Genomic DNA, 18,252 nt, shown 5'->3' on the forward strand with positions numbered 1-18,252 from the left:
CCTCAAGTTGTAGTCATAGTGACTATAACATCCGTGGCCTACGGTTTCCATCATGTCGGGCGGGGACCAGGCTGCCGAGGCCCACGAGCGCGGACTCGCCGCGCGTCGTGACGAGCGTCGCCGCCGGGGAGCGTTCTACACCCCTCCCGAGCCTGGTCTCCTGGATCCTCGACCGCTCCGCGCTCGCCCCGGGTGCGCCGGTCCTCGACCCGGCCTGCGGTACCGGGCACTTCCTCGTCGCCGCTGCGCAGCGCGTCGGCGTCGCGGCCGTGCACGGCTCCGACCTCGACGCCGAGGCGGTGCGGATCGCCCGGGATCGCCTCGCCGCGCTCGACCCGAGCGTGCCCGCCGAGCCTGATCGCCGCGCAGGTGGTGGTCGCCGACGGGCTCACCGCCTGGGCCGGCCGCCGGTTCGCCGCGGTGGTGGGCAACCCGCCGTTCCTGGGCCAGCCTGCGGCGTCGTACGGCCGGGCAGTCGGAGGACGCCCGTCGCGGGCTCGGCGCCTACACCGACACCAGTGCGGTGTTCCTGCACCACGCCCTCGACCTGGTCGAGGACGGTGGCGTCGTGGCGCTCGTGCAGCCGCTGTCGGTGCTGGCGACCCGGGACGCCGGAGCGGTGCGGCGCGCGGTCGCCGAGCGCGGCACGATCACCGACTTCTGGTGCTCCCCGGTGCCGGTCTTCGCCGGCACCCCGGTGCTCACCTGCGTCCCGGTCGTCCGCGTCGGCAGTGGGCCGGCGACCGACCCCGACGCGTGGGGCGACCTGGCCGCACCGGCCTTCGGCATCCCCGCCGTGCGCCTGCCGACAGGCCGCGCGCTGGGCACGATCGCGACCTGCACGGCGGACTTCCGCGACCAGTACTACGGCCTGGTCCCGTTCGTGAGCGAGGACCCCGGCGGCGCCCCGCTGGTCACGAGCGGGCTGATCGACCCCGCGGAGTGCCGGTGGGGGAGGGTGCCCACCCGCTTCGCGCGGCAGCGCTACGACGCACCGGCGGTCGACCTCGACGCGCTCCGCGCCGATGGGCGGCTCGCCGCCTGGGCCGGCGCGCGGCTGGTGCCCAAGCCTGCTGGTGGCCGCCCAGGGCCGGGTGATCGAGGCGGTCGTCGACGTGAGCGGTGCGTGGCTGCCGTCGGTGCCGGTGCTGAGCGTCGTACCGGACGATCCTGCCGACCTGTGGCGGCTCCTGGCGGTGACCCTGGCGCCGCCGTTGGTCGCGCACGCGGCCGCCCGCTACCTCGGCACCGGGCTCACGCCCGGCTCGGTCAAGGTCAGCGCGCGCCAGGCTCGCGGCCCTGCCGCTGCCCGCCGACGAGGACGCCTGGGCCGAGGGGGCCGGCCTCGCCCGGCGGGCGCAGGAGGCCGCCCCCCTCGGAGCGACCGGCGCTCCTGCGCGAGACGGGCCGCGTGATGGCCGCGGCCTACTCCTGCCCGGGGCCAGCGCTCGAGTGGTGGTGGGACCGGGTCTCACGCGACTGAGGTGCGGGCGTGCCGGCTCCACCACGCCGCCGGCCGCGCGCCAGCGGGCGGGTCACGACGACGTACCGGAAGCCCAGCATCCGCTGGAAGTGGCGCACCCCGTTCGTCTGCACGGCCGGCGCCTCGGTGTCGAGCAGGTGGCGCACGCCGCGGGCGGACAAGCTGACCCACGAGGTCGTACGTCGAGAGCCACCGCGCGAGCGTGTGGTGCTCGCTCGCGCCGAGCGTGCGGAAGTAGCGCAGGCAGGACCAGGTGCCGTCGACCGGCGTCACCGACAGCAGGACGGGACGGCCGTGCACTTCGCAGACCCGCCACAGCGGGTGCTCCAGCAGGTCGTCGTTGTCGGGCTCCTCGACGCGATAGCGGTCGAGCCGGTGCTGACGCTCCATGGCGTTGGCCCGCTTCAGCAGCGCGGCCCGCTCGTGCGGCTGGACGGCGCGACAGGAGAGCCCGGCCTGCTCGGCCTTGCGCAGCATCCGTCGGAGGGTCTGCTGACGCCGGCCCTGCAGCAGGGTGGCCGGGTCGTCCGGGACCGCCAGCACGGCGGCACCGAAGAGTGCGAAGTCGTGGCGGGTCAGCCGGCGCCGGCGCAGGGTGGCGAGCAGGGCGCGGGCGCCGGGTCCGGAGCCCGGCTCGTAGTGCAGGTGCGGAAGGCGGCGGATCTCGCGCAGACCGCCGACGGTGGCGGCGGGATGGCGTAGCGCGAAGCGGAGCCGGCCGGACCCGGCGTCGCCGACGCGGTTCCAGAAGGCGGCGACGTCCTCGTCGTACCGCTCGTAGCCGTCCACAGTGCTTCCCCTGAGATCCCGCCCCCGGCTGCCCGCACAGCCGGCCACGACCCTAGCCGGGCGCCGGGGTGGCACCGGCTTCGGAGAGAACGTGTGCCCGGAACCGGGAACGTCACCGTCCGTGCAGCCGGCGGCTCAGCGTGGCGGCGGTGTCCACGACCGCCTCCGCGAGGGCTGTGGCCGGTGGCCGCTCCTCGGCCGGGAAGGTCACCGCGACGCCGGCCACGGGCAGGCCGTTGTGGTCGAGCACGGCCGCGGCGACGCTGGCCATGCCCGTGGTGACCTCGCCGTCCTCGGTCGCATGCCCCCGCCGACGGGTCTCGACCAGGACCGAGCGGAGCGCGGTCGGGGAGCCTGGGGCCGACGCCGGTGCGGTCGACGAACACCGTGCGGTCGGGATACAGCGCGCGGACCTGGTTGGCCGGCAGGTGGGCGAGGATCGCGCGCCCGCTCGCGGTCAGGTGCGAGGGCAGCCGGACGCCGACATCGGTCACGAGAGGCGGCCGCCCTGGAGCGCGCTCCTCGACGACGTAGAGCACGTCGCGCCCGTGCGGCACCGCCAGGTGCGCGCTGTGCCCGGTGCGATCGGCCAGGGCGGCGAGCGGGCGGCGCGCGATCCGCTGCAGTGGTGCCTGCCGGGCGTACCCGCTGCCGACCTCGAAGGCCGCGACGCCCAGCCCGAAGCGACGCTCGTCGACGAGGTGCACCACGAATCCCTCCTCGGTCATCGCCTGCAGCAGGTGGTACGTCGTGGAGCGCGGGATGTCCAGCCTCCCGCGCGATCCGCTCGACGGCCACCGGCTCGAGCTGCGCCGCCAGGAAGCGCAGCACCCGCAGCGCCCGGGTCGCTGCCGGGACCTGTGTCATCCGTTCCCCCTTGTGTCTCGGATTCGAGACTGATGATCGCCCACAGGGGTGGCGCGCGCCACCCCTCGCAGATGAAATCGAGGCATGGAGATGGTGACGGTCGGCACCGGTGCGGTGTCGTTCGAGGACGTGGTGGCAGTGGCCCGCAGGGGCGCCGGAGTGGTGCTGGGCGAGGACGCCCTGGCCGCGATCGACAAGGCCCGGGCGGTGATCGAGGATCTCGCAGCCTCGCCGACACCGCACTACGGCGTCTCGACCGGGTTCGGTGCCCTCGCCACCCGGCACATCGCGCCCGAGCCTGCGCGCCCAGCTCCAGCGCTCGCTGGTGCGCTCGCACGCCGCCGGCAGCGGTCCCGAGGTCGAGCGTGAGGTGGTCCGGGCGCTCATGCTGCTGCGGCTCTCGACGCTGGCGACCGGACACACCGGCGTACGACGCGCGACGGCCGAGTCTGCTCGCCGGGCTGCTCACCGCCGGCATCACCCCGGTGGTCCACGAGTACGGCTCGCTCGGGTGCTCCGGCGACCTGGCCCCGCTCGCGCACTGCGCCCTGGCGCTGATGGGCGAGGGCCCGGTCCGCACGGCCGACGGCGAGTCTCGCCGATGCCGCGACCGCGCTCGCCGCGGCCGGCCTGACGCCGGTGGAGCCTGCAGGAGAAGGAGGGGCTGGCGCTGATCAACGGCACCGACGGCATGCTCGGCATGCTGGTGCTGGCCATCGACGACCTCACGGAGCCTGCTGCGTGTCGCCGACGTCTCGGCCGCGATGTCCGTGGAGGGCCAGACTCGGCACGGACCGGGTGTTCGCCCCGGAGCCTGCAGGCCATCCGCCCCCACCCCGGCCAGGCGCTTTCCGCTGCCAACCTCACCGCGCTGCTGCGCGACTCCGGGGTCGTGGCCTCGCACCGCGGGCCCGACTGCAACCGCGTGCAGGACGCCTACTCGCTGCGCTGCTCTCCGCAGGTGCACGGTGCCGCTCGCGACACCGTCTCCCATGCGGCCGGCGTCGCGTCGCGCGAGTCTCGCCGCCGCCGTGGACAACCCGGTCGTCCTCGCCGACGAGTCCCGGGTGGAGTCCAACGGCAACTTCCACGGAGCACCGGTGGCCTACGTGCTGGACTTCCTCGCGATCGTCGCGGCCGACGTGGCCTCGATCGCCGAGCGTCGCACCGACCGGTTCCTGGACAAGTCCCGCAACCACGGGCTCCCGCCGTTCCTCGCCGACGACCCGGGCGTCGACTCCGGGCTGATGATCGCGCAGTACACCCAGGCGGCGATCGTCTCCGAGCTCAAGCGGCTCGCCGTTCCGGCGTCCGTGGACTCGATCCCCAGCAGCGCGATGCAGGAGGACCACGTCTCGATGGGCTGGTCGGCCGCGCGCAAAGCCTGCGCCGCTCGGTCGACGGGCTGTCCCGGGTGCTCGCGATCGAGCCTGATGACCGCTGCCCGCGGCCTCAACCTGCGGGCCCCGCTGACCCCGGGCCCGGGCACCGGCGCCGTCGTGGACCTGCTCCGCGACGCCGGCGTCGGCGGACCGGGCACGGACCGCTTCCTCGCCCCCGAGATCGACACCGCCCACCAGGCTCGTCACCGGCCGCGCCGTCACCGCCGCCGTCACCGCCGCGATCGGAGAACTCGCATGACCAACCCCCGCCTGCCCATCCACGCCGCCACGGGCACCGAGCCTGAGCGCCAAGAGCCTGGCAGACCGAGGCGCCGCTGCGGATGCTGATGAACAACCTCGACCCGGAGAACGCCGAGCGCCCCGAGGACCTCGTCGTCTACGGCGGCACCGGCAAGGCCGCCCGCAGACTGGGAGGCCTACGACGCCCTCGTGCGCACCCTGCGCGACCTCGAGGACGACGAGACGATGCTCGTGCAGAGCGGCAAGCCCGTCGGTGTGATGCGCACGAACCCGTGGGCGCCGCGGGTCCTGATCGCCAACTCCAACCTGGTCGGCGACTGGGCCAACTGGGAGGAGTTCCGGCGCCTCGAGGACCTCGGTCTGACGATGTACGGCCAGATGACCGCCGGGTCGTGGATCTACATCGGCACCCAGGGCATCCTCCAGGGCACCTTCGAGACCTTCGCGGCAGTCGCCGACAAGCGCTTCGGCGGCACGCTGGCCGGCACGATCACGCTCACCGCCGGCCTCGGCGGGATGGGCGGCGCGCAGCCTCTCGCCGTCACCATGAACGACGGCGTCGCGATCTGCGTCGACGTCGACGCCTCGCGCATCCAGCGCCGCATCGAGCACCGCTACCTCGACGTGCAGGCCGACTCGCTGGAGCACGCCCTGGGTCTGGCCGTCGCGGCCCGTGACGAGCGCCGCGCGCTCTCCATCGGCCTGCTCGGCAACGCCGCCGAGGTCTTCCCGCGGTTGCTGCAGATGAAGGCGCCGATCGACGTGGTCACCGACCAGACCTCCGCGCACGACCCCCTGTCGTACCTGCCCGTCGGCGTCCCCTTCGCCGAGTGGCACCAGCGCGCGGAGGCCGACCCGGCCGGCTTCACCACGCAGGCGCAGGCCTCGATGGCCGCGCACGTGCGGGCGATGGTGGAGTTCCAGGACGCCGGGGCCGAGGTCTTCGACTACGGCAACTCCATCCGGGACGAGGCCCGCAAGGGCGGCTACGACCGGGCGTTCGCGTTCCCCGGCTTCGTGCCGGCCTACATCCGGCCGCTCTTCTGCGAGGGCAAGGGGCCGTTCCGCTGGGCCGCGCTGTCCGGCGACCCGGCCGACATCGCCGCCACCGACAAGGCCATCCTCGAGCTCTTTCCCGAGAACGAGCGGCTGCGCAGGTGGATCACGATGGCCCAGGAGCGGGTGCACTTCCAGGGCCTGCCCGCCCGGATCTGCTGGCTGGGCTACGGCGAGCGCCACCTCGCCGGGCTCAAGTTCAACGAGATGGTCGCCAACGGCGGCTCAAGGCGCCGGTCGTGATCGGCCGCGACCACCTCGACTGCGGGTCCGTCGCCTCGCCGTACCGGGAGACCGAGGCGATGCTCGACGGCTCCGACGCGATCGCCGACTGGGCGCTGCTCAACGCCCTCGTCAACACCGCCTCCGGTGCCTCCTGGGTCTCGATCCACCACGGTGGCGGCGTCGGCATGGGCCGCTCGATCCACGCCGGCCAGGTGTGCGTCGCCGACGGCACCGAGCCTGGCTGCTGCGAAGATCGAGCGCGTGCTGACCAACGACCCGGGCATGGGCGTCATCCGCCACGTCGACGCGGGCTACGACCGCGCGGTCGAGGTCGCCGCCGAGCGCGGTGTCACCATCCCGATGCAGCGGGACTCGGTGCATGACTGACTTCGAGCGGATGTGGGCCGACCTCGCACCCATCGGTCGCTCCGCAGCCTCCGGCGGCTACTTCCGCCAGCCCTGGCTGCCCGCCGAGTTCGGAGTTGCGCGCCTGGTTCCGCTCGGCCGCCGACGAGCGCGGCCTGGACGTCGAGGAGGACGCCTTCGGCAACCTGGTCGCCTGGTGGGGGCCCGCCGACCTGCCGGGGCGGGTGCTGACCGGCTCGCACCTCGACTCCGTCCTGGACGGCGGGGCCTACGACGGCCCGCTCGGCGTGGTCTCGTCCTTCGCCGCCGTGGACCGGCTGGTCGCCCGGGGCGTGACGCCCACGCGGCGGCTCGGCGTCGCCGCCTTCGTGGAGGAGGAGGGCTCCCGCTTCGGCCGCGCCTGCCTCGGCTCCCGGCTCGCCGTGGGCGCGGCCTCATGGGCCGACGCGCGCGAGCCTGACCGACCGCGACGGCGTACGCCTCGGTGACGTGGTCGAGGGCGGCTCGTCCACCCTGCTCGACGGGGTCGAGGCCTACGTCGAGCCTGCACGTGGAGCAGGGTCGTGGGCTCGTCGACCGGGACGCGCCCGTCGGGGTGCACAGCGGGATCTGGCCGCACGGGCGCTACCGCTACGACATCGCGGGGCGGGCCGACCACGCCGGCACCACCCGGATGGAGGACCGCGCCGACCCGATGCTGACCTTTGCGATGACCGCGCTGGCGGCCAACAAGCAGGCCCGGCTCGCCGGGCAGCGGGCGACCTTCGGCCGGATCGACGTGCGGCCCAACGGCACCAACGCGGTGCCCTCCCACGTCACCGCCTGGCTGGACGCCCGTGCCGAGTCCGACGAGGCGCTCACGGTGCTGGTCGCGGCGATCGAGAAGCAGGCCGCCGACCGGGCCGGGCGCGACGGCACCAGCGTGGAGGTGACTCCCGAGTCGGTCAGCGGCGCCGTCGCCTTCGACACCGCGCTGCGCGAGCGGGTCGGTCCGGGACTGCCGGTGCTGCCGACGCAGGCGGGCCACGACGCCGGCATTCTGCAGGCCGCCGGCATCCCGAGCGCGATGCTCTTCGTCCGCAACCCCAGCGGGGTCTCCCACTCTCCGGCCGAGACCGCGTCCGTCGAGGACTGTCTCGCCGGTGTCGAGGCACTGGCGGACGCCCTCGCCGGGCTGGTCGCATGACCGCCTGGCTGCTGCAGCGGGCCTGGGTCGACGGCGCGGTCCGCGAGACGGTGCGGGTCGAGATCGAGGACGGCGTCTTCACCGCCGTCGAGCCGGACGCCACCCGCACGGCCACGCCGTTGCGTGGGCTGACCCTGCCCGGGTTCGCGAACACGCACAGCCACGCCTTCCACCGCGCCCTGCGCGGGCGCACGCAGCGGGGGAGCGGCACCTTCTGGACCTGGCGCGAGCAGATGTACGCCGTGGCGGCCCGCCTCGACCCGGACTCCTACTTCGAGCTCGCCCGGGCGACGTACGCCGAGATGCTGGCCGCGGGCTACACGTCGGTGAGCGAGTTCCACTACGTGCACCACCAGCCCGACGGCACGCCGTACGACGACCCGAACGCGCTCGGACATGCCCTCGTCGCCGCCGCGGAGACCACCGGCATCCGGCTCACGCTGGTCGACACCTGCTACCTCGCCGGCGGGATCGGCGAGCCGCTGGGCCCGGTGCAGCGCCGCTTCGGCGACGGCGACGCGGACCGCTGGGCCGAGCGGGTGGCCGCGATCGCGCACGACCGGGTGGGCGGGGCGATCCACTCCGTGCGCGCGGTCCCGCGCGAGCAGATGCCCACCGTGGTGGCCGCGACCCGGGGCCGGCCGCTGCACGTGCACGTGTCCGAGCAGCCGGCCGAGAACGAGGCCTGCGTGGCGGCGTACGGGCTCTCCCCGGTGGCGCTGCTCGCCGACGCCGGTGCCCTCGGCCCGCTCACCACGGCCGTCCACGCGACCCACCTGACGGACGCCGACATCGCGCTCCTCGCCGGAAGTGACTGCGAGGTCAGTCTCTGCCCGACCACCGAGCGCGACCTCGGCGACGGCATCGGCCCGGCTCGTGCCCTGGCCGACGCCGGGGTGCGGCTGAGCATCGGCAGCGACAGCCAGGCGGTCGTGGACCCGTTCGAGGAGCCTGCGGGCCGTGGAGATGGACGAGCGCCTGGCCTCCATCGAGCGCGGCCGCTTCGGTGCCGCCGACCTGCTGTCCCGCACCACCGGACGGATCGCGGTGGGGGAGCCGGCGGACCTGGTCACCGTCGACCTGCACTCCCCGCGCACCGCCGGCACCGGCGCCGACGAGCACACCGCCGTCTTCGCCGCGACCGCCGCCGACGTCACGCAGGTGGTCGCGGCCGGGCGCGTCGTCTTCGACGGCGACCACGGGCGCGTCGGCCGCGCGCTCGGCACCGCGATCGAGAGGCTGTGGACGTGAGCACACTGATCACCGGCATCGGCGAGCCTGGTCACCAACGACCCGGCCCGCCCGGTCCGCACCGACGCCGCGGTGGTGGTCGAGGACGGACGGATCGCCTGGGTGGGCGACGCTGCCGGCGCGCCCGCCGCCGACGAGGTGGCCGACGTCGAGGGCCGGGCCGTGCTGCCCGGCTTCGTCGACAGCCACAGCCACCTGGTGTTCGCGGGCGACCGGTCGCAGGAGTTCGCCGCGCGGATGGCCGGCGAGCCGTACGCCGCCGGGGGCATCCGCACCACCGTCGCCGCCACCCGGGCCGCCTCCGACGACGAGCTCGCCGCGGGTGTGGCGCGCCACGTCGCGCAGATGCGGCGCCAGGGCACCACGACCGTCGAGATCAAGTCCGGCTACGGGCTGTCCGTCGCCGACGAGGCGCGCTCGCTGCGCATCGCCCGCGGGTTCACCGAGGAGACCACCTTCCTCGGCGCGCACGTGGTGCCGCCGGAGCACGCCGACGACCCCGCCGGGTACGTCGGCCTGGTCACCGGTCCGATGCTGGCCGCCGCGGCGCCGTACGCCCGGTGGATCGACGTGTTCTGCGAGACCGGGGCCTTCGACGCGGACCAGGCCCGCACGATCCTGCGCGCGGGCGAGGCCGCCGGCCTCGGCGGACGGCTGCACGCCAACCAGGCTCGGGCACGGCCCCGGGGTCGCGCTCGCCGCCGGACTCGGCCTGACCGCCGTGGACCACTGCACCTACCTCACCGACGACGACGTGCACGCCCTGCGCGACGCCGGAACGGTCGCCACCCTGCTGCCGGGCGTGGAGTTCAGCACCCGCCAGCCCTATCCGTCCGGGCGCCGGCTGATCGACGCGGGCGTCACCGTCGCGATCGCCAGCGACTGCAACCCCGGCTCGTGCTACACCAGACTCGCTGCCCTTCTGCATCGCCCTCGCGGTGCGGGAGATGGGCATGACACCGCTGGAGGCGGTGACAGCCGCGACCGCCGGAGGAGCGGCCGCGCTGGGCCGCGAAGACGTCGGTGCCGTCGCTCCCGGGAAGCGCGCCGACCTGGTGCTGCTCGACGCGCCGAGCCACGTGCACCTGGCCTACCGGCCGGGCGTGCCGCTCGTCGTACGGACCTGGCACGGGGGCTGACCGGCTAGCGTGCCGGCATGGAGCCGTCCGAGGACACGCAGGGAGCCATGCCGAGCGGTCGCCGCGACCGGTCGGTCGTGGTCGAGGGCTGGCTCGCCAGCCACGCCGACGCCGGGACGCCCGGTCCGCACCTCCGGCTGCGGGCCTCCGACCTGGAGGACGTGGTCATCCGGACCGACCAGGTGCCGCTGCTGTGCGCGCTCCTGCAGTCGATGGCGGAGCGGACCGAGGCGCGGTGGGCGGCCGACGGCGAGCGGTACGCCGACGAGGTGGTCCGCCGCGCGCCCGACCCCCAGGATCCCGCCGTGGAGCGGGCCGCCGCGCTCGACCGGCTGCGGTTCGCCGCGGCCGTGGGGGAGCGCGCCGAGGAGGTGCTCGACGCCATCCGCTCCGCGGACGGCAACGACGAGGCTGTGGCCACCGTGGCCGCGCTCCTCGGCGTGGACCCCGCGCCGGTCCCGGCCCGCCTGGCCCGGTTCAACCTGCTCGGCCTGAACCGCACGGCGACCCAGCGCCGCTCCGAGTCCGCTGGCGCGGCAGGACTGAGCCGTGCAGCACCTGCGGATCACCTCGCCGCGCGAGCCTGACCGATGCGGTCGTCGACCTGTTGCAGCAGGACCCGGCGGTCACCGGGCTGACCTGTGTCCGCGGTGCGGCGATCGTGCCCGAGGGCGACCTCGTGGAGGCGGACCTGCCGCGGGAGGCGGTGAACGAGGTGGTGGACGCGCTGCGGGCGATCGGCGTGCAGCACGAGGGCGCCGTGCACGTCGTACCGGTGGCGACCTGGCTCTCCCGACCCGCCCACGACGCCGAGCGGCGGACGCCCGGATCCTCCGCCGACGCGGTGGTGTGGGCCGAGGTGACCCAGCGCGCGTTCGACGAGTCCGAGTCTGAACTGGACCTACCTGACGTTCATGACGCTGGCAACCCTCATCGCGAGCATCGCGATCGTGCTCGACTCGCAGATCCTGGTGATCGGCGCGATGGTCCTCGGACCGGAGTTCGTGCCGATCGCCGCGCTCGGCCTCGCCCTCGTCCGCCGTCGTCCCGCGCTCCTGCGTCACGCCGCCGCCGCGCTCGCCGTCGGCTTCGCGGTCGCCATCGCCATCGCGACCCTCGCCGCGCTCGTCGCCCGGTGGCTGGGCTGGGTCACGGCCGAGCAGGTCACCGCACCACGGCCGGCGACCGCGTTCGTCTACTCACCCGACAAGTGGTCCTTCATCGTCGCCGTCATCGCGGCCGCGGCCGGCGCGCTGTCGCTCACCTCGGCGAAGGCGAGCGGACTGTCGGGGGTCTTCATCTCGGTGACCACCATCCCCGCGGCCGGGAACGTCGCACTGGGCCTGGCGTTCGGCGTCCCCGGTGAGGTCCGGGGCAGCCTGCTCCAGCCTGCTGCTCAACGTGGCCGGCATGGCCGTCGCGGGCTGGCTCACCCTGGCGTTCCAGCAGGCGGTGTGGCGCCCCGCGTCCGAACGACGGGCCCGCCTCGTCGCCCGGGTCCGGCGCCGCCCGGACTGAGGCGCCGGCGATGGCAGTCGTTCGACGGGGCTTGGCCGGATCTCGCTCGCGGCCGGTTCGCGGGTCCACGAGGATGAGCCCATGACGACCGAGCGCACCACGATCGAGCCCGACACCAAGGACTGGACCTGGGTGCTCGACGAGGTCTGTCCTGACTGCGGCTACGACGCCGCCGCCGTCGACCGAGCCGCCATCGGAGCGGCGATCCGCGAGGATGCCGCGTTCTGGGCCCGCGTCCTCGACGACCCGCGCGCGGGGACCCGCCCCGAGCCGGCGATCTGGTCGCCGACCGAGTACGGCGCCCACGTACGCGACGTCCACCGCGTCTTCGCCGGCCGGGTCGAGCAGCCTGCTCACCGAGCCCGACCCGCTCTTCGCCAACTGGGACCAGGACGAGACCGCCCGCGTCGAGCGCTACGACCTGCAGACCGCAGCCGAGGTGCGGCCGGACCTGCTCGCGGCGGCCGAGTCTCGCCGCGAGCCTGGTACGACCGCGTCGGCGACGAGGAGTGGGCCCGCCCCGGGCGCCGCAGCAACGGTTCTGTCTTCACCGTCGAGACGCTCGGGCGCTACCACCTGCACGACCTGGTGCACCACCGCTGGGACGTGCGGTGGATCATTGCCGGGTGAGGCACACGGAGTTCTGGGCGCGGATGGAGCAGCACCTCGGTGCGGCCTACGCGCGGACCTGGGCCACGCAGCAGGTGATGTCCGAGCTCGAGGGCCGCACCCCGCAGGAGGCGCTCGACGCCGGAGTCCCGCCCAAGCAGGTGTGGCGGGCGGTGTGGGCCGCGCTCGGGCTGCCGGACAGCGAGCGGTGAACGTCCAGCGCCGTACCGTCCGGGTCCTGGTGCTGACCCAGGCGGTCGGAGCCGTCGGCATCACCATCGGCATCGCGACGGCCTCGCTGCTGGCTCGGGACCTGTCCGGTTCAGAGACGCTGTCCGGGCTCGCCCAGACCACGCAGGTGCTGGGTGCGGCGCTGATCTCCTTCCTGCTCGCGCCGCTGATGGCCCGGCGCGGCCGGCGCGCCGGGTTGCTCACCGGCTACCTCGTCGGCGCCTGCGGCGGCCTGCTCGCCGTCCTCGCCGGAGTGCTCGGCTCGATGCCGCTGCTGCTGGTGGGCGCGGTCCTGCTCGGCGCCGGCACGGCCGCCAACAGCGCCGCGCGCTACGCCGCCACCGATCTCGCCACCGACGAGACCCGCGCCCGCTCGCTGTCCCTGGTCGTGTGGGCCACCACCGTCGGCGCGGTCGCCGGGCCCAACCTCACCGGACCCGCGGGCTCCTTCGCCGACACCCTCGGTATCCCCGAGCCTGACCGGGCCGTTCGCGCTCGGGGCGATCGGGATGCTGCTCGCGGCCCTCGTCGTGGGAGCGCTGCTCCGCCCCGACCCGCTCCTGCTCGCCCAGGAGCAGGCGGCTGCCGACGCGGAGGCGGGGCTGCGGACCGTCGTACCGCTCACGGGGTCGTCGTGGTCCCGCGCCGTCGCCGCCGTGCGTGAGCGGCCGGTGCTGGGCTACGCCATCGGCGGGCTGGCGCTGACCCACGCCACCATGATCGGCGTGATGGTGATGACGCCGCTGCACATGGAGCACGGCGGCTCGGGCCTGGAGGTCATCGGCATCGTCATCAGCGTGCACGTGCTGGGCATGTTCGCCTTCTCCCCACTGGTCGGCCTGCTCGCCGACCGGTTCGGGCGCCCACCCGTGCTGGGCGCCGGGGGAGCGGTGCTGCTCGTCGCGCTCCTGCTCTGCGCCTCCGCGCCCAGCGGGATGTCGTGGCAGGTCACGGCCGGGCTGTTCCTGCTCGGCCTCGGCTGGTCGCTGGCCATGGTGTCGGCCTCCACGATGGTCGCCGAGCACGCGCCCTTGGAGGCGCGCACCGACGTCCAGGGCAGGCTCCGACTTGGTCATGGGCATGACCGCTGCGGTCGCGGGTGCGCTGGCCGGCGTCATCGTCGGCGCCGCCGGCTACCCGGCCCTCGCCCTGGCCAGCCTGGTGCTCGTCCTGGGCGTGCTCGGCGCGGCGCTGCGTGCCTCCGGCGCGGTGGGCGCGGCGACACGCCGTACGGCCTGACGGGCTTTCGAACACCTGTTCGTTAACGTGAGCCTCACGACGGTCCACCCACCGTCCACAGGTACGACGCTCGCACGGGTTGTCCACAGCAGGCACGGCTGACCAGGCTTTGTGTCGGACCCTCGTCATAGCGTCGCCGACGTACCTGGCTCACCACTCACAAAGGACAAGGCACATGGCTGGAGACGACCGGCACAAGGCGCTGGAGACGGCGCTGCTCACCATCGAGAAGCAGTACGGCAAGGGCTCGGTCATGCGCCTCGGCGACGACTCGCGCGCCCCGCTCGACGTGATCCCCACCGGGGCGATCGCGCTCGACGTGGCGCTCGGCATCGGCGGGCTCCCGCGCGGGCGGGTCGTGGAGATCTACGGTCCCGAGTCGAGTGGTAAGACCACGGTCGCCCTGCACGCGGTGGCCTCCGCCCAGGCCGCCGGCGGCATCGTGGCGTTCATCGACGCCGAGCACGCGCTGGACCCGGAGTACGCGAAGGCTCTCGGCGTCGACACCGACGCGCTCCTGGTCTCCCAGCCCGACTCCGGCGAGCAGGCGCTGGAGATCGCGGACATGCTGATCCGCTCCGGTGCGCTCGACCTGATCGTCATCGACTCCGTCGCGGCGCTGGTGCCCCGGGCCGAGATCGAGGGCGAGATGGGCGACAGCCACGTCGGCCTGCAGGCGCGCCTGATGAGCCAGGCCCTGCGCAAGATGACCGGTGCCCTCAACCAGTCGAAGACGACCGCGATCTTCATCAACCAGGCTCCGCGAGAAGATCGGCGTCATGTTCGGCTCCCCGGAGACGACCACCGGTGGCCGGGCGCTCAAGTTCTACTCCTCGGTGCGCCTCGACGTGCGCCGCATCGAGACCCTCAAGGACGGCACCGACATGGTCGGCAACCGGACCAGGGTCAAGGTCGTGAAGAACAAGGTGGCCCCGCCGTTCAAGCAGGCCGAGTTCGACATCATGTACGGCAAGGGCATCTCCCGCGAGGGTGGGCTCATCGACGTGGGCGTCGAGGCAGGCCTCGTCCGCAAGGCCGGCGCCTGGTACACCTACGAGGGCGACCAAGCTCGGCCAGGGCAAGGAGAACGCCCGGAGCCTTCCTCAAGGACAACCCCGACCTGGCCAACGAGCCTGGAGAAGAAGATCCTCGAGAAGCTCGGCGTCACCCCCACCGTCGACGGCGACCTCGACGACCTCTCCGACGAGCCCATCGGCGTCGACGAACTTTCTGATGGCGCGAGCGCGTCGGCGCTTCGCTTGCCGCGCTGCCGCGCTGCCGCGCTCGCGGTCGGGTGGCGTAGGGGTTGCGTTCGCATGGCGGCAAGCCGGCCGCCACGCGGGACGACGTCTCCCTGCGCCTCCGGTCGCTTCGCTCCCTCCGGCTCCGGGCCGCCGCCATCCCGCGTCGGGCGGCAGCAAGGGGAGGAAGGTGGATTCCCTTGCTTGGTTCCTTCGGGTTGCTCGATCTCGCTGGGCGCGGCCCATGCGAGTGGTCCGTGCGGTGCAGGCGCAGGTCGGGGTGCTGCTCGCCGGCGCCTCGGGGTGCCGCCGGCTTGCGAACGAGGTTCGTCGTTGCGACCACAGGCCGGCGCCGGTGGCGGGGTCCCCGTCGAAGCCGCCGAGGAGCACCTCGGCAGGCGTCTGCGCCGCACGGTCCGTGTCCGAGCCGCGTGGGTCCGTGTGTCAGGGGCGCGGGCCGGGGTGCTGCTCGCCGACGCCTCGGGGTGTCGCCGGCCCGCGAAGGAGACTCCCGTAGCGAAGCCAGGCCGGCGCCGGCGGCGGGGCCCCGTCGAAGCCGCCGAGCAATACCCCGGCCGACGCCAGAGCCACCCGGATTCGTCCCCGTGCGAGTGAGGCCGTGTGGTGTGGGCGCGGGACGGGGTGCTGCTCGCCGGCGCCTCGGGGTGTCGCCGGCCCGCGAAGGAGACTCCCATAGCGAAGCCAGACCAGCGCCGGCGGCGGGGCCCCCGTCGAAGCCGCCGAGCAGCCCCCGGCCGGCGCCACAGCCACACGGACCGGCCAGCCGCAGGACCACGAGCCGACAGGAGACCACTGATGCCCCGCCGCACAGCAGAGCCGCCCCCCGGCGTGCCCGGTGACGACGCCGACCCCGAGTCGGTGGCCCGCAAGATCCTGCTCGACCAGCCTGAGCATGACCGCCCGCAGCCGCCGCGAGCTCGAGGAGCGGCTGGCTCGCAAGGACGTGCCCGAGGAGATCGCGACCCGACTGCTCGACCGGTTCGAGGAGGTCGGCCTGGTCGACGACGAGGCGTTCGCGCGCTCGTGGGTGGACAGCCGCCAGCGCACCCGCGGCCTGGCCCGGACGGCGCTGGCGGTCGAGCCTGCGCCGCAAGGGCATCGCGGACGAGACCGCCCGTACCGTGCTCGCCGAGGTGGACCCGGACGACGAGGAGGCCGCGGCGCGGCTGCTGGTGCAGAAGAAGTCTGCGCAGCATGCGCGGGCTCGACGAGCAGGTCGCCGCGCGCCGGCTGGTGGGCATGCTCGCCCGCAAGGGGTACGGCGCAGGGCTGGCCTATGCCGTGGTCCGGCGGGAGCTCGCTCTCCAGGACGACCCCGACGCCGACTGCTGAGCGGCACAGGGGGATGTCGCACAATGTGCGCGTGACCAGTGACACCGGAGCCGCTCCCGAGCGCGAGATCCTCACCTACGACCTCTTCGGCACCGCGGTGCGCGACCTCGCCCAGCAGGTCGTCGACGACGGCTTCGAGCCGGACATCGTGCTGGCGATCGCCCGGGGCGGGCTGGGGCTGGCGATGGGCCTGGGCTACGCGCTGGACGTCAAGAACCTGTCCGCGGTGAACGTCGAGTTCTACACCGGGGTGGACCAGCGTCTCGACGTGCCGATGATGCTGCCGCCGACGCCGGCGGCGATCGACCTGACGGGGATGAAGGTGCTCATCGCCGACGACGTGGCCGACACCGGCAAGACGCTGGAGGTGGTGCGGGACTTCTTCGCCGACCACGTCGCGGAGGCGCGGACGGCGGTGATCTACGAGAAGCCGTGGACGGTGATCCGGCCGGAGTACGTGTGGCGCCGTACGGAGGCGTGGATCGACTTCCCGTGGTCCTCGACGCCGCCGCTGGTCGACCGCCGGGGCGGCGTGGCCCACTAGTCTCGCGGCATGAGCGCCTTTCCTCTCTCGGACCTGACCGCCGGACTGCGGATCGAGCCGGGCAGCCCGGTCGATCTCGCCGCCATCGAGACCGACGACGCGCCGGGCTTCGACGGCAACAAGTCGGACGGCGAGAAGGCCCTGCTGAAGCCTGGCACCGGAGCCTGGAGGAGCCTGCAGGAGCGGCTGTTCGCGCAGGGCAAGACGGACGGACGCCGCTCGATCCTGCTGGTGCTGCAGGGCATGGACACCTCCGGCAAGGGAGGCACGCTGCGCTCCACGGTCGGCCTGGTGGACCCGCAGGGCGTGCGGATCACCTCGTTCAAGGCGCCGACCGAGGAGGAGCGCAAGCACGACTTCCTCTGGCGGATCACGAAGGCGCTGCCGCCGGTCGGCCTGATCGGGGTGTTCGACCGCTCGCACTACGAGGACGTGCTGATCGGCCGGGTGCGGGAGTCGGCGCCGCCGGAGGAGATCGAGCGACGGTACGACGCGATCAACGCCTGGGAGGCGGAGCCTGGTCGAGTCCGGGGTGACGATCATCAAGTGCATGCTGCACATCTCCGCCGGCGAGCAGAAGGAGCGCCTGCTGGCCCGGCTCGACGACCCGACCAAGTTCTGGAAGTACAACCCGGGCGACGTGGACGAGCGCGAGTCTGTGGCCGGCGTACCAGGAGGCGTACCGGATCGCGATCGAGCGGACCAACACCGAGATCGCGCCGTGGCACGTGATCCCCGCGGACAAGAAGTGGTTCCGCAACCTCGCGATCGGCACGCTGCTGCTCGACGCGCTGCGCTCCTTCGACCTGTCCTGGCCGGAGGCGGACTTCGACGTCGAGCACGAGAAGCAGCGCCTGCTCGACGAGAAGCCGCTGTGACGTCGGTGGGTCTGGAGCAGGTCCGGGTCACCCGGTACGTCACGCCGCTGCGCGAGGGCGGCAGCCTGCCCGGGATCGTCGAGGCGGAGGACCTGGGGACCTACGTCTGCAAGTTCCGCGGAGCGGGCCAGGGCCTCCGGGTGCTGGTCGCGGAGGTGATCGTGGCGGGCCTGGCGCGCTTGCTCGACATCCCGACGCCCGACCAGGTCGTGCTCGACCTGGACCCGGAGATCGCGCGGTACGAGGCGGACGAGGAGGTCCAGGACCTGCTCAACGCCAGCGCCGGGCTGAACCTCGGCATCGACTTCCTGCCCGGCTCGTTCGGCTACGACCCGACGACGGAACCGGACGCCGACCTCGCCGGCCGGGTGCTGTGGCTGGATGCCTTCGCCGCGAACGTCGACCGGAGCCTGGCGCAACCCGAACCTGCTCGTGTGGCGCGGCACCCTGCAGGCGATCGACCACGGTGCGTCGCTCTACTTCCACCACTCCTGGCCCGGCGGACCGGGCGACCCGGAGCGCTTCGCCCGGCAGCCGTACGACGTGAGCGAGCACGTGCTGCGTTCCTACGCCGGCCGGGCCCGTGCCCAGGACGAGGAGCCTGGCCGCGCGGGTCGACGACGCAGCGCTGACC

The 18,252-nt window shown here is 73.8% G+C and carries 19 protein-coding genes and 9 pseudogenes; 25 read left to right on the plus strand and 3 right to left on the minus strand.

Annotation, left to right across the window (positions count from 1 at the left end; translation table 11 throughout):
- Positions 1-52: 52 nt before the first annotated feature.
- Genes G5V59_RS03030 through G5V59_RS03040 form a run of 3 tightly spaced genes read left to right on the plus strand, consistent with a single transcriptional unit; the run spans position 53 to position 1,415 of the window.
- On the plus strand, positions 53-358 hold the full coding sequence (locus tag G5V59_RS03030) for a hypothetical protein (RefSeq protein WP_278255542.1): 306 nt from the start codon (positions 53-55) through the stop codon (positions 356-358).
- An 11-nt stretch (positions 359-369) separates the two neighbouring features.
- Positions 370-1,098, plus strand: coding sequence for a hypothetical protein (locus G5V59_RS03035; RefSeq protein ID WP_278255543.1), 729 nt, complete (start codon positions 370-372; stop codon positions 1,096-1,098).
- A complete protein-coding gene (locus G5V59_RS03040) occupies positions 1,077-1,415 on the plus strand; it encodes a hypothetical protein (protein ID WP_278255544.1) in 339 nt (112 codons plus the stop codon). Before G5V59_RS03035 ends, G5V59_RS03040 begins: the two co-directional genes overlap by 22 nt.
- 56 nt (positions 1,416-1,471) lie before the next feature.
- Here G5V59_RS03040 and G5V59_RS03045 read toward each other — a convergent pair whose 3' ends face one another.
- The 3 genes and pseudogenes from G5V59_RS03045 to G5V59_RS35550 form a co-directional block, all read right to left on the minus strand.
- Positions 1,472-2,272 carry a hypothetical protein gene (locus G5V59_RS03045; RefSeq protein WP_278255545.1) on the minus strand — a complete coding sequence of 267 codons (801 nt, stop codon included), beginning with the start codon at positions 2,270-2,272 and terminating at the stop codon, positions 1,472-1,474.
- Between the two features lie 112 nt (positions 2,273-2,384).
- The gene (locus tag G5V59_RS03050; RefSeq protein WP_341351122.1) at positions 2,385-2,672 is read right to left on the minus strand and encodes an IclR family transcriptional regulator C-terminal domain-containing protein; all 288 of its coding nucleotides are present in this window, start codon (positions 2,670-2,672) and stop codon (positions 2,385-2,387) included.
- 335 nt (positions 2,673-3,007) lie between these two features.
- Positions 3,008-3,139: pseudogene (locus G5V59_RS35550) on the minus strand (helix-turn-helix domain-containing protein); the annotation flags it as partial.
- A gap of 90 nt (positions 3,140-3,229) precedes the next feature.
- Here G5V59_RS35550 and G5V59_RS03055 point away from each other — a divergent pair.
- The 22 genes and pseudogenes from G5V59_RS03055 to G5V59_RS03170 all read left to right on the plus strand — a co-directional run bounded on the left by G5V59_RS03055 (position 3,230) and on the right by G5V59_RS03170 (position 18,250).
- Positions 3,230-3,508 carry an aromatic amino acid lyase gene (locus tag G5V59_RS03055; protein ID WP_278259605.1) on the plus strand — a complete coding sequence of 93 codons (279 nt, stop codon included), beginning with the start codon at positions 3,230-3,232 and terminating at the stop codon, positions 3,506-3,508.
- A 116-nt stretch (positions 3,509-3,624) separates the two neighbouring features.
- Positions 3,625-3,813, plus strand: coding sequence for an aromatic amino acid lyase (locus G5V59_RS03060; protein WP_278255546.1), 189 nt, complete (start codon positions 3,625-3,627; stop codon positions 3,811-3,813).
- Between the two features lie 26 nt (positions 3,814-3,839).
- Positions 3,840-4,097: pseudogene (locus G5V59_RS03065) on the plus strand (aromatic amino acid lyase); the annotation flags it as partial.
- A gap of 34 nt (positions 4,098-4,131) precedes the next feature.
- Positions 4,132-4,869, plus strand: a complete 738-nt coding sequence (locus G5V59_RS03070) for an aromatic amino acid lyase (protein ID WP_278259606.1) — start codon at positions 4,132-4,134, stop codon at positions 4,867-4,869.
- Between the two features lie 102 nt (positions 4,870-4,971).
- Positions 4,972-6,239 (plus strand): annotated as a pseudogene (locus tag G5V59_RS03075) (urocanate hydratase); the annotation flags it as partial.
- Between the two features lie 106 nt (positions 6,240-6,345).
- Positions 6,346-6,450 (plus strand): hypothetical protein, encoded by a 105-nt coding sequence (locus G5V59_RS03080; protein WP_278255547.1) that lies wholly within the window; start codon positions 6,346-6,348, stop codon positions 6,448-6,450.
- 95 nt (positions 6,451-6,545) lie between these two features.
- Complete coding sequence (locus tag G5V59_RS03085) at positions 6,546-6,917, plus strand: M28 family peptidase (protein ID WP_278255548.1); 372 nt, start codon at positions 6,546-6,548, stop codon at positions 6,915-6,917.
- Positions 6,914-7,615, plus strand: coding sequence for a M20/M25/M40 family metallo-hydrolase (locus tag G5V59_RS03090; protein WP_278255549.1), 702 nt, complete (start codon positions 6,914-6,916; stop codon positions 7,613-7,615). The genes G5V59_RS03085 and G5V59_RS03090 overlap by 4 nt, the downstream gene beginning before the upstream one ends.
- Positions 7,612-8,505: pseudogene (locus G5V59_RS03095) on the plus strand (formimidoylglutamate deiminase); the annotation flags it as partial. The gene G5V59_RS03090 and the pseudogene G5V59_RS03095, both read left to right, overlap by 4 nt.
- 357 nt (positions 8,506-8,862) lie before the next feature.
- A pseudogene (gene hutI, locus G5V59_RS03105) lies at positions 8,863-10,005 on the plus strand (imidazolonepropionase).
- Positions 10,006-10,052: 47 nt separating this feature from the next.
- Complete coding sequence (locus G5V59_RS03110; protein WP_278255550.1) at positions 10,053-10,592, plus strand: hypothetical protein; 540 nt, start codon at positions 10,053-10,055, stop codon at positions 10,590-10,592.
- Positions 10,555-10,899: a hypothetical protein gene (locus G5V59_RS03115; protein ID WP_278255551.1), complete on the plus strand. Its 345-nt coding sequence runs from the start codon at positions 10,555-10,557 to the stop codon at positions 10,897-10,899. The genes G5V59_RS03110 and G5V59_RS03115 overlap by 38 nt, the downstream gene beginning before the upstream one ends.
- Before the next feature lie 20 nt (positions 10,900-10,919).
- On the plus strand, positions 10,920-11,600 hold the full coding sequence (locus tag G5V59_RS03120) for a DUF389 domain-containing protein (protein WP_278255552.1): 681 nt from the start codon (positions 10,920-10,922) through the stop codon (positions 11,598-11,600).
- A gap of 4 nt (positions 11,601-11,604) precedes the next feature.
- The gene (locus G5V59_RS03125) at positions 11,605-12,153 is read left to right on the plus strand and encodes a DinB family protein (protein WP_278255553.1); all 549 of its coding nucleotides are present in this window, start codon (positions 11,605-11,607) and stop codon (positions 12,151-12,153) included.
- Positions 12,150-12,344 (plus strand): DUF3046 domain-containing protein, encoded by a 195-nt coding sequence (locus G5V59_RS03130; RefSeq protein ID WP_278255554.1) that lies wholly within the window; start codon positions 12,150-12,152, stop codon positions 12,342-12,344. Before G5V59_RS03125 ends, G5V59_RS03130 begins: the two co-directional genes overlap by 4 nt.
- Before the next feature lie 29 nt (positions 12,345-12,373).
- Positions 12,374-12,739: pseudogene (locus tag G5V59_RS03135) on the plus strand (MFS transporter); the annotation flags it as partial.
- A gap of 154 nt (positions 12,740-12,893) precedes the next feature.
- On the plus strand, positions 12,894-13,628 hold the full coding sequence (locus G5V59_RS03140; RefSeq protein ID WP_278255555.1) for an MFS transporter: 735 nt from the start codon (positions 12,894-12,896) through the stop codon (positions 13,626-13,628).
- 149 nt (positions 13,629-13,777) lie between these two features.
- Positions 13,778-14,768: pseudogene (recA, locus tag G5V59_RS03145) on the plus strand (recombinase RecA); the annotation flags it as partial.
- Between the two features lie 988 nt (positions 14,769-15,756).
- Positions 15,757-15,876, plus strand: a pseudogene (locus G5V59_RS03150) (regulatory protein RecX); the annotation flags it as partial.
- Positions 15,877-16,227: 351 nt separating this feature from the next.
- The gene (locus G5V59_RS03160) at positions 16,228-16,740 is read left to right on the plus strand and encodes a phosphoribosyltransferase (protein ID WP_278259609.1); all 513 of its coding nucleotides are present in this window, start codon (positions 16,228-16,230) and stop codon (positions 16,738-16,740) included.
- Between the two features lie 9 nt (positions 16,741-16,749).
- Positions 16,750-17,618 (plus strand): annotated as a pseudogene (locus tag G5V59_RS03165) (PPK2 family polyphosphate kinase).
- A 5-nt stretch (positions 17,619-17,623) separates the two neighbouring features.
- Positions 17,624-18,250 carry a HipA family kinase gene (locus G5V59_RS03170; RefSeq protein ID WP_278255556.1) on the plus strand — a complete coding sequence of 209 codons (627 nt, stop codon included), beginning with the start codon at positions 17,624-17,626 and terminating at the stop codon, positions 18,248-18,250.
- The last annotated feature ends 2 nt before the right edge of the window (positions 18,251-18,252 follow it).

This window comes from Nocardioides convexus, from assembly GCF_011090295.1.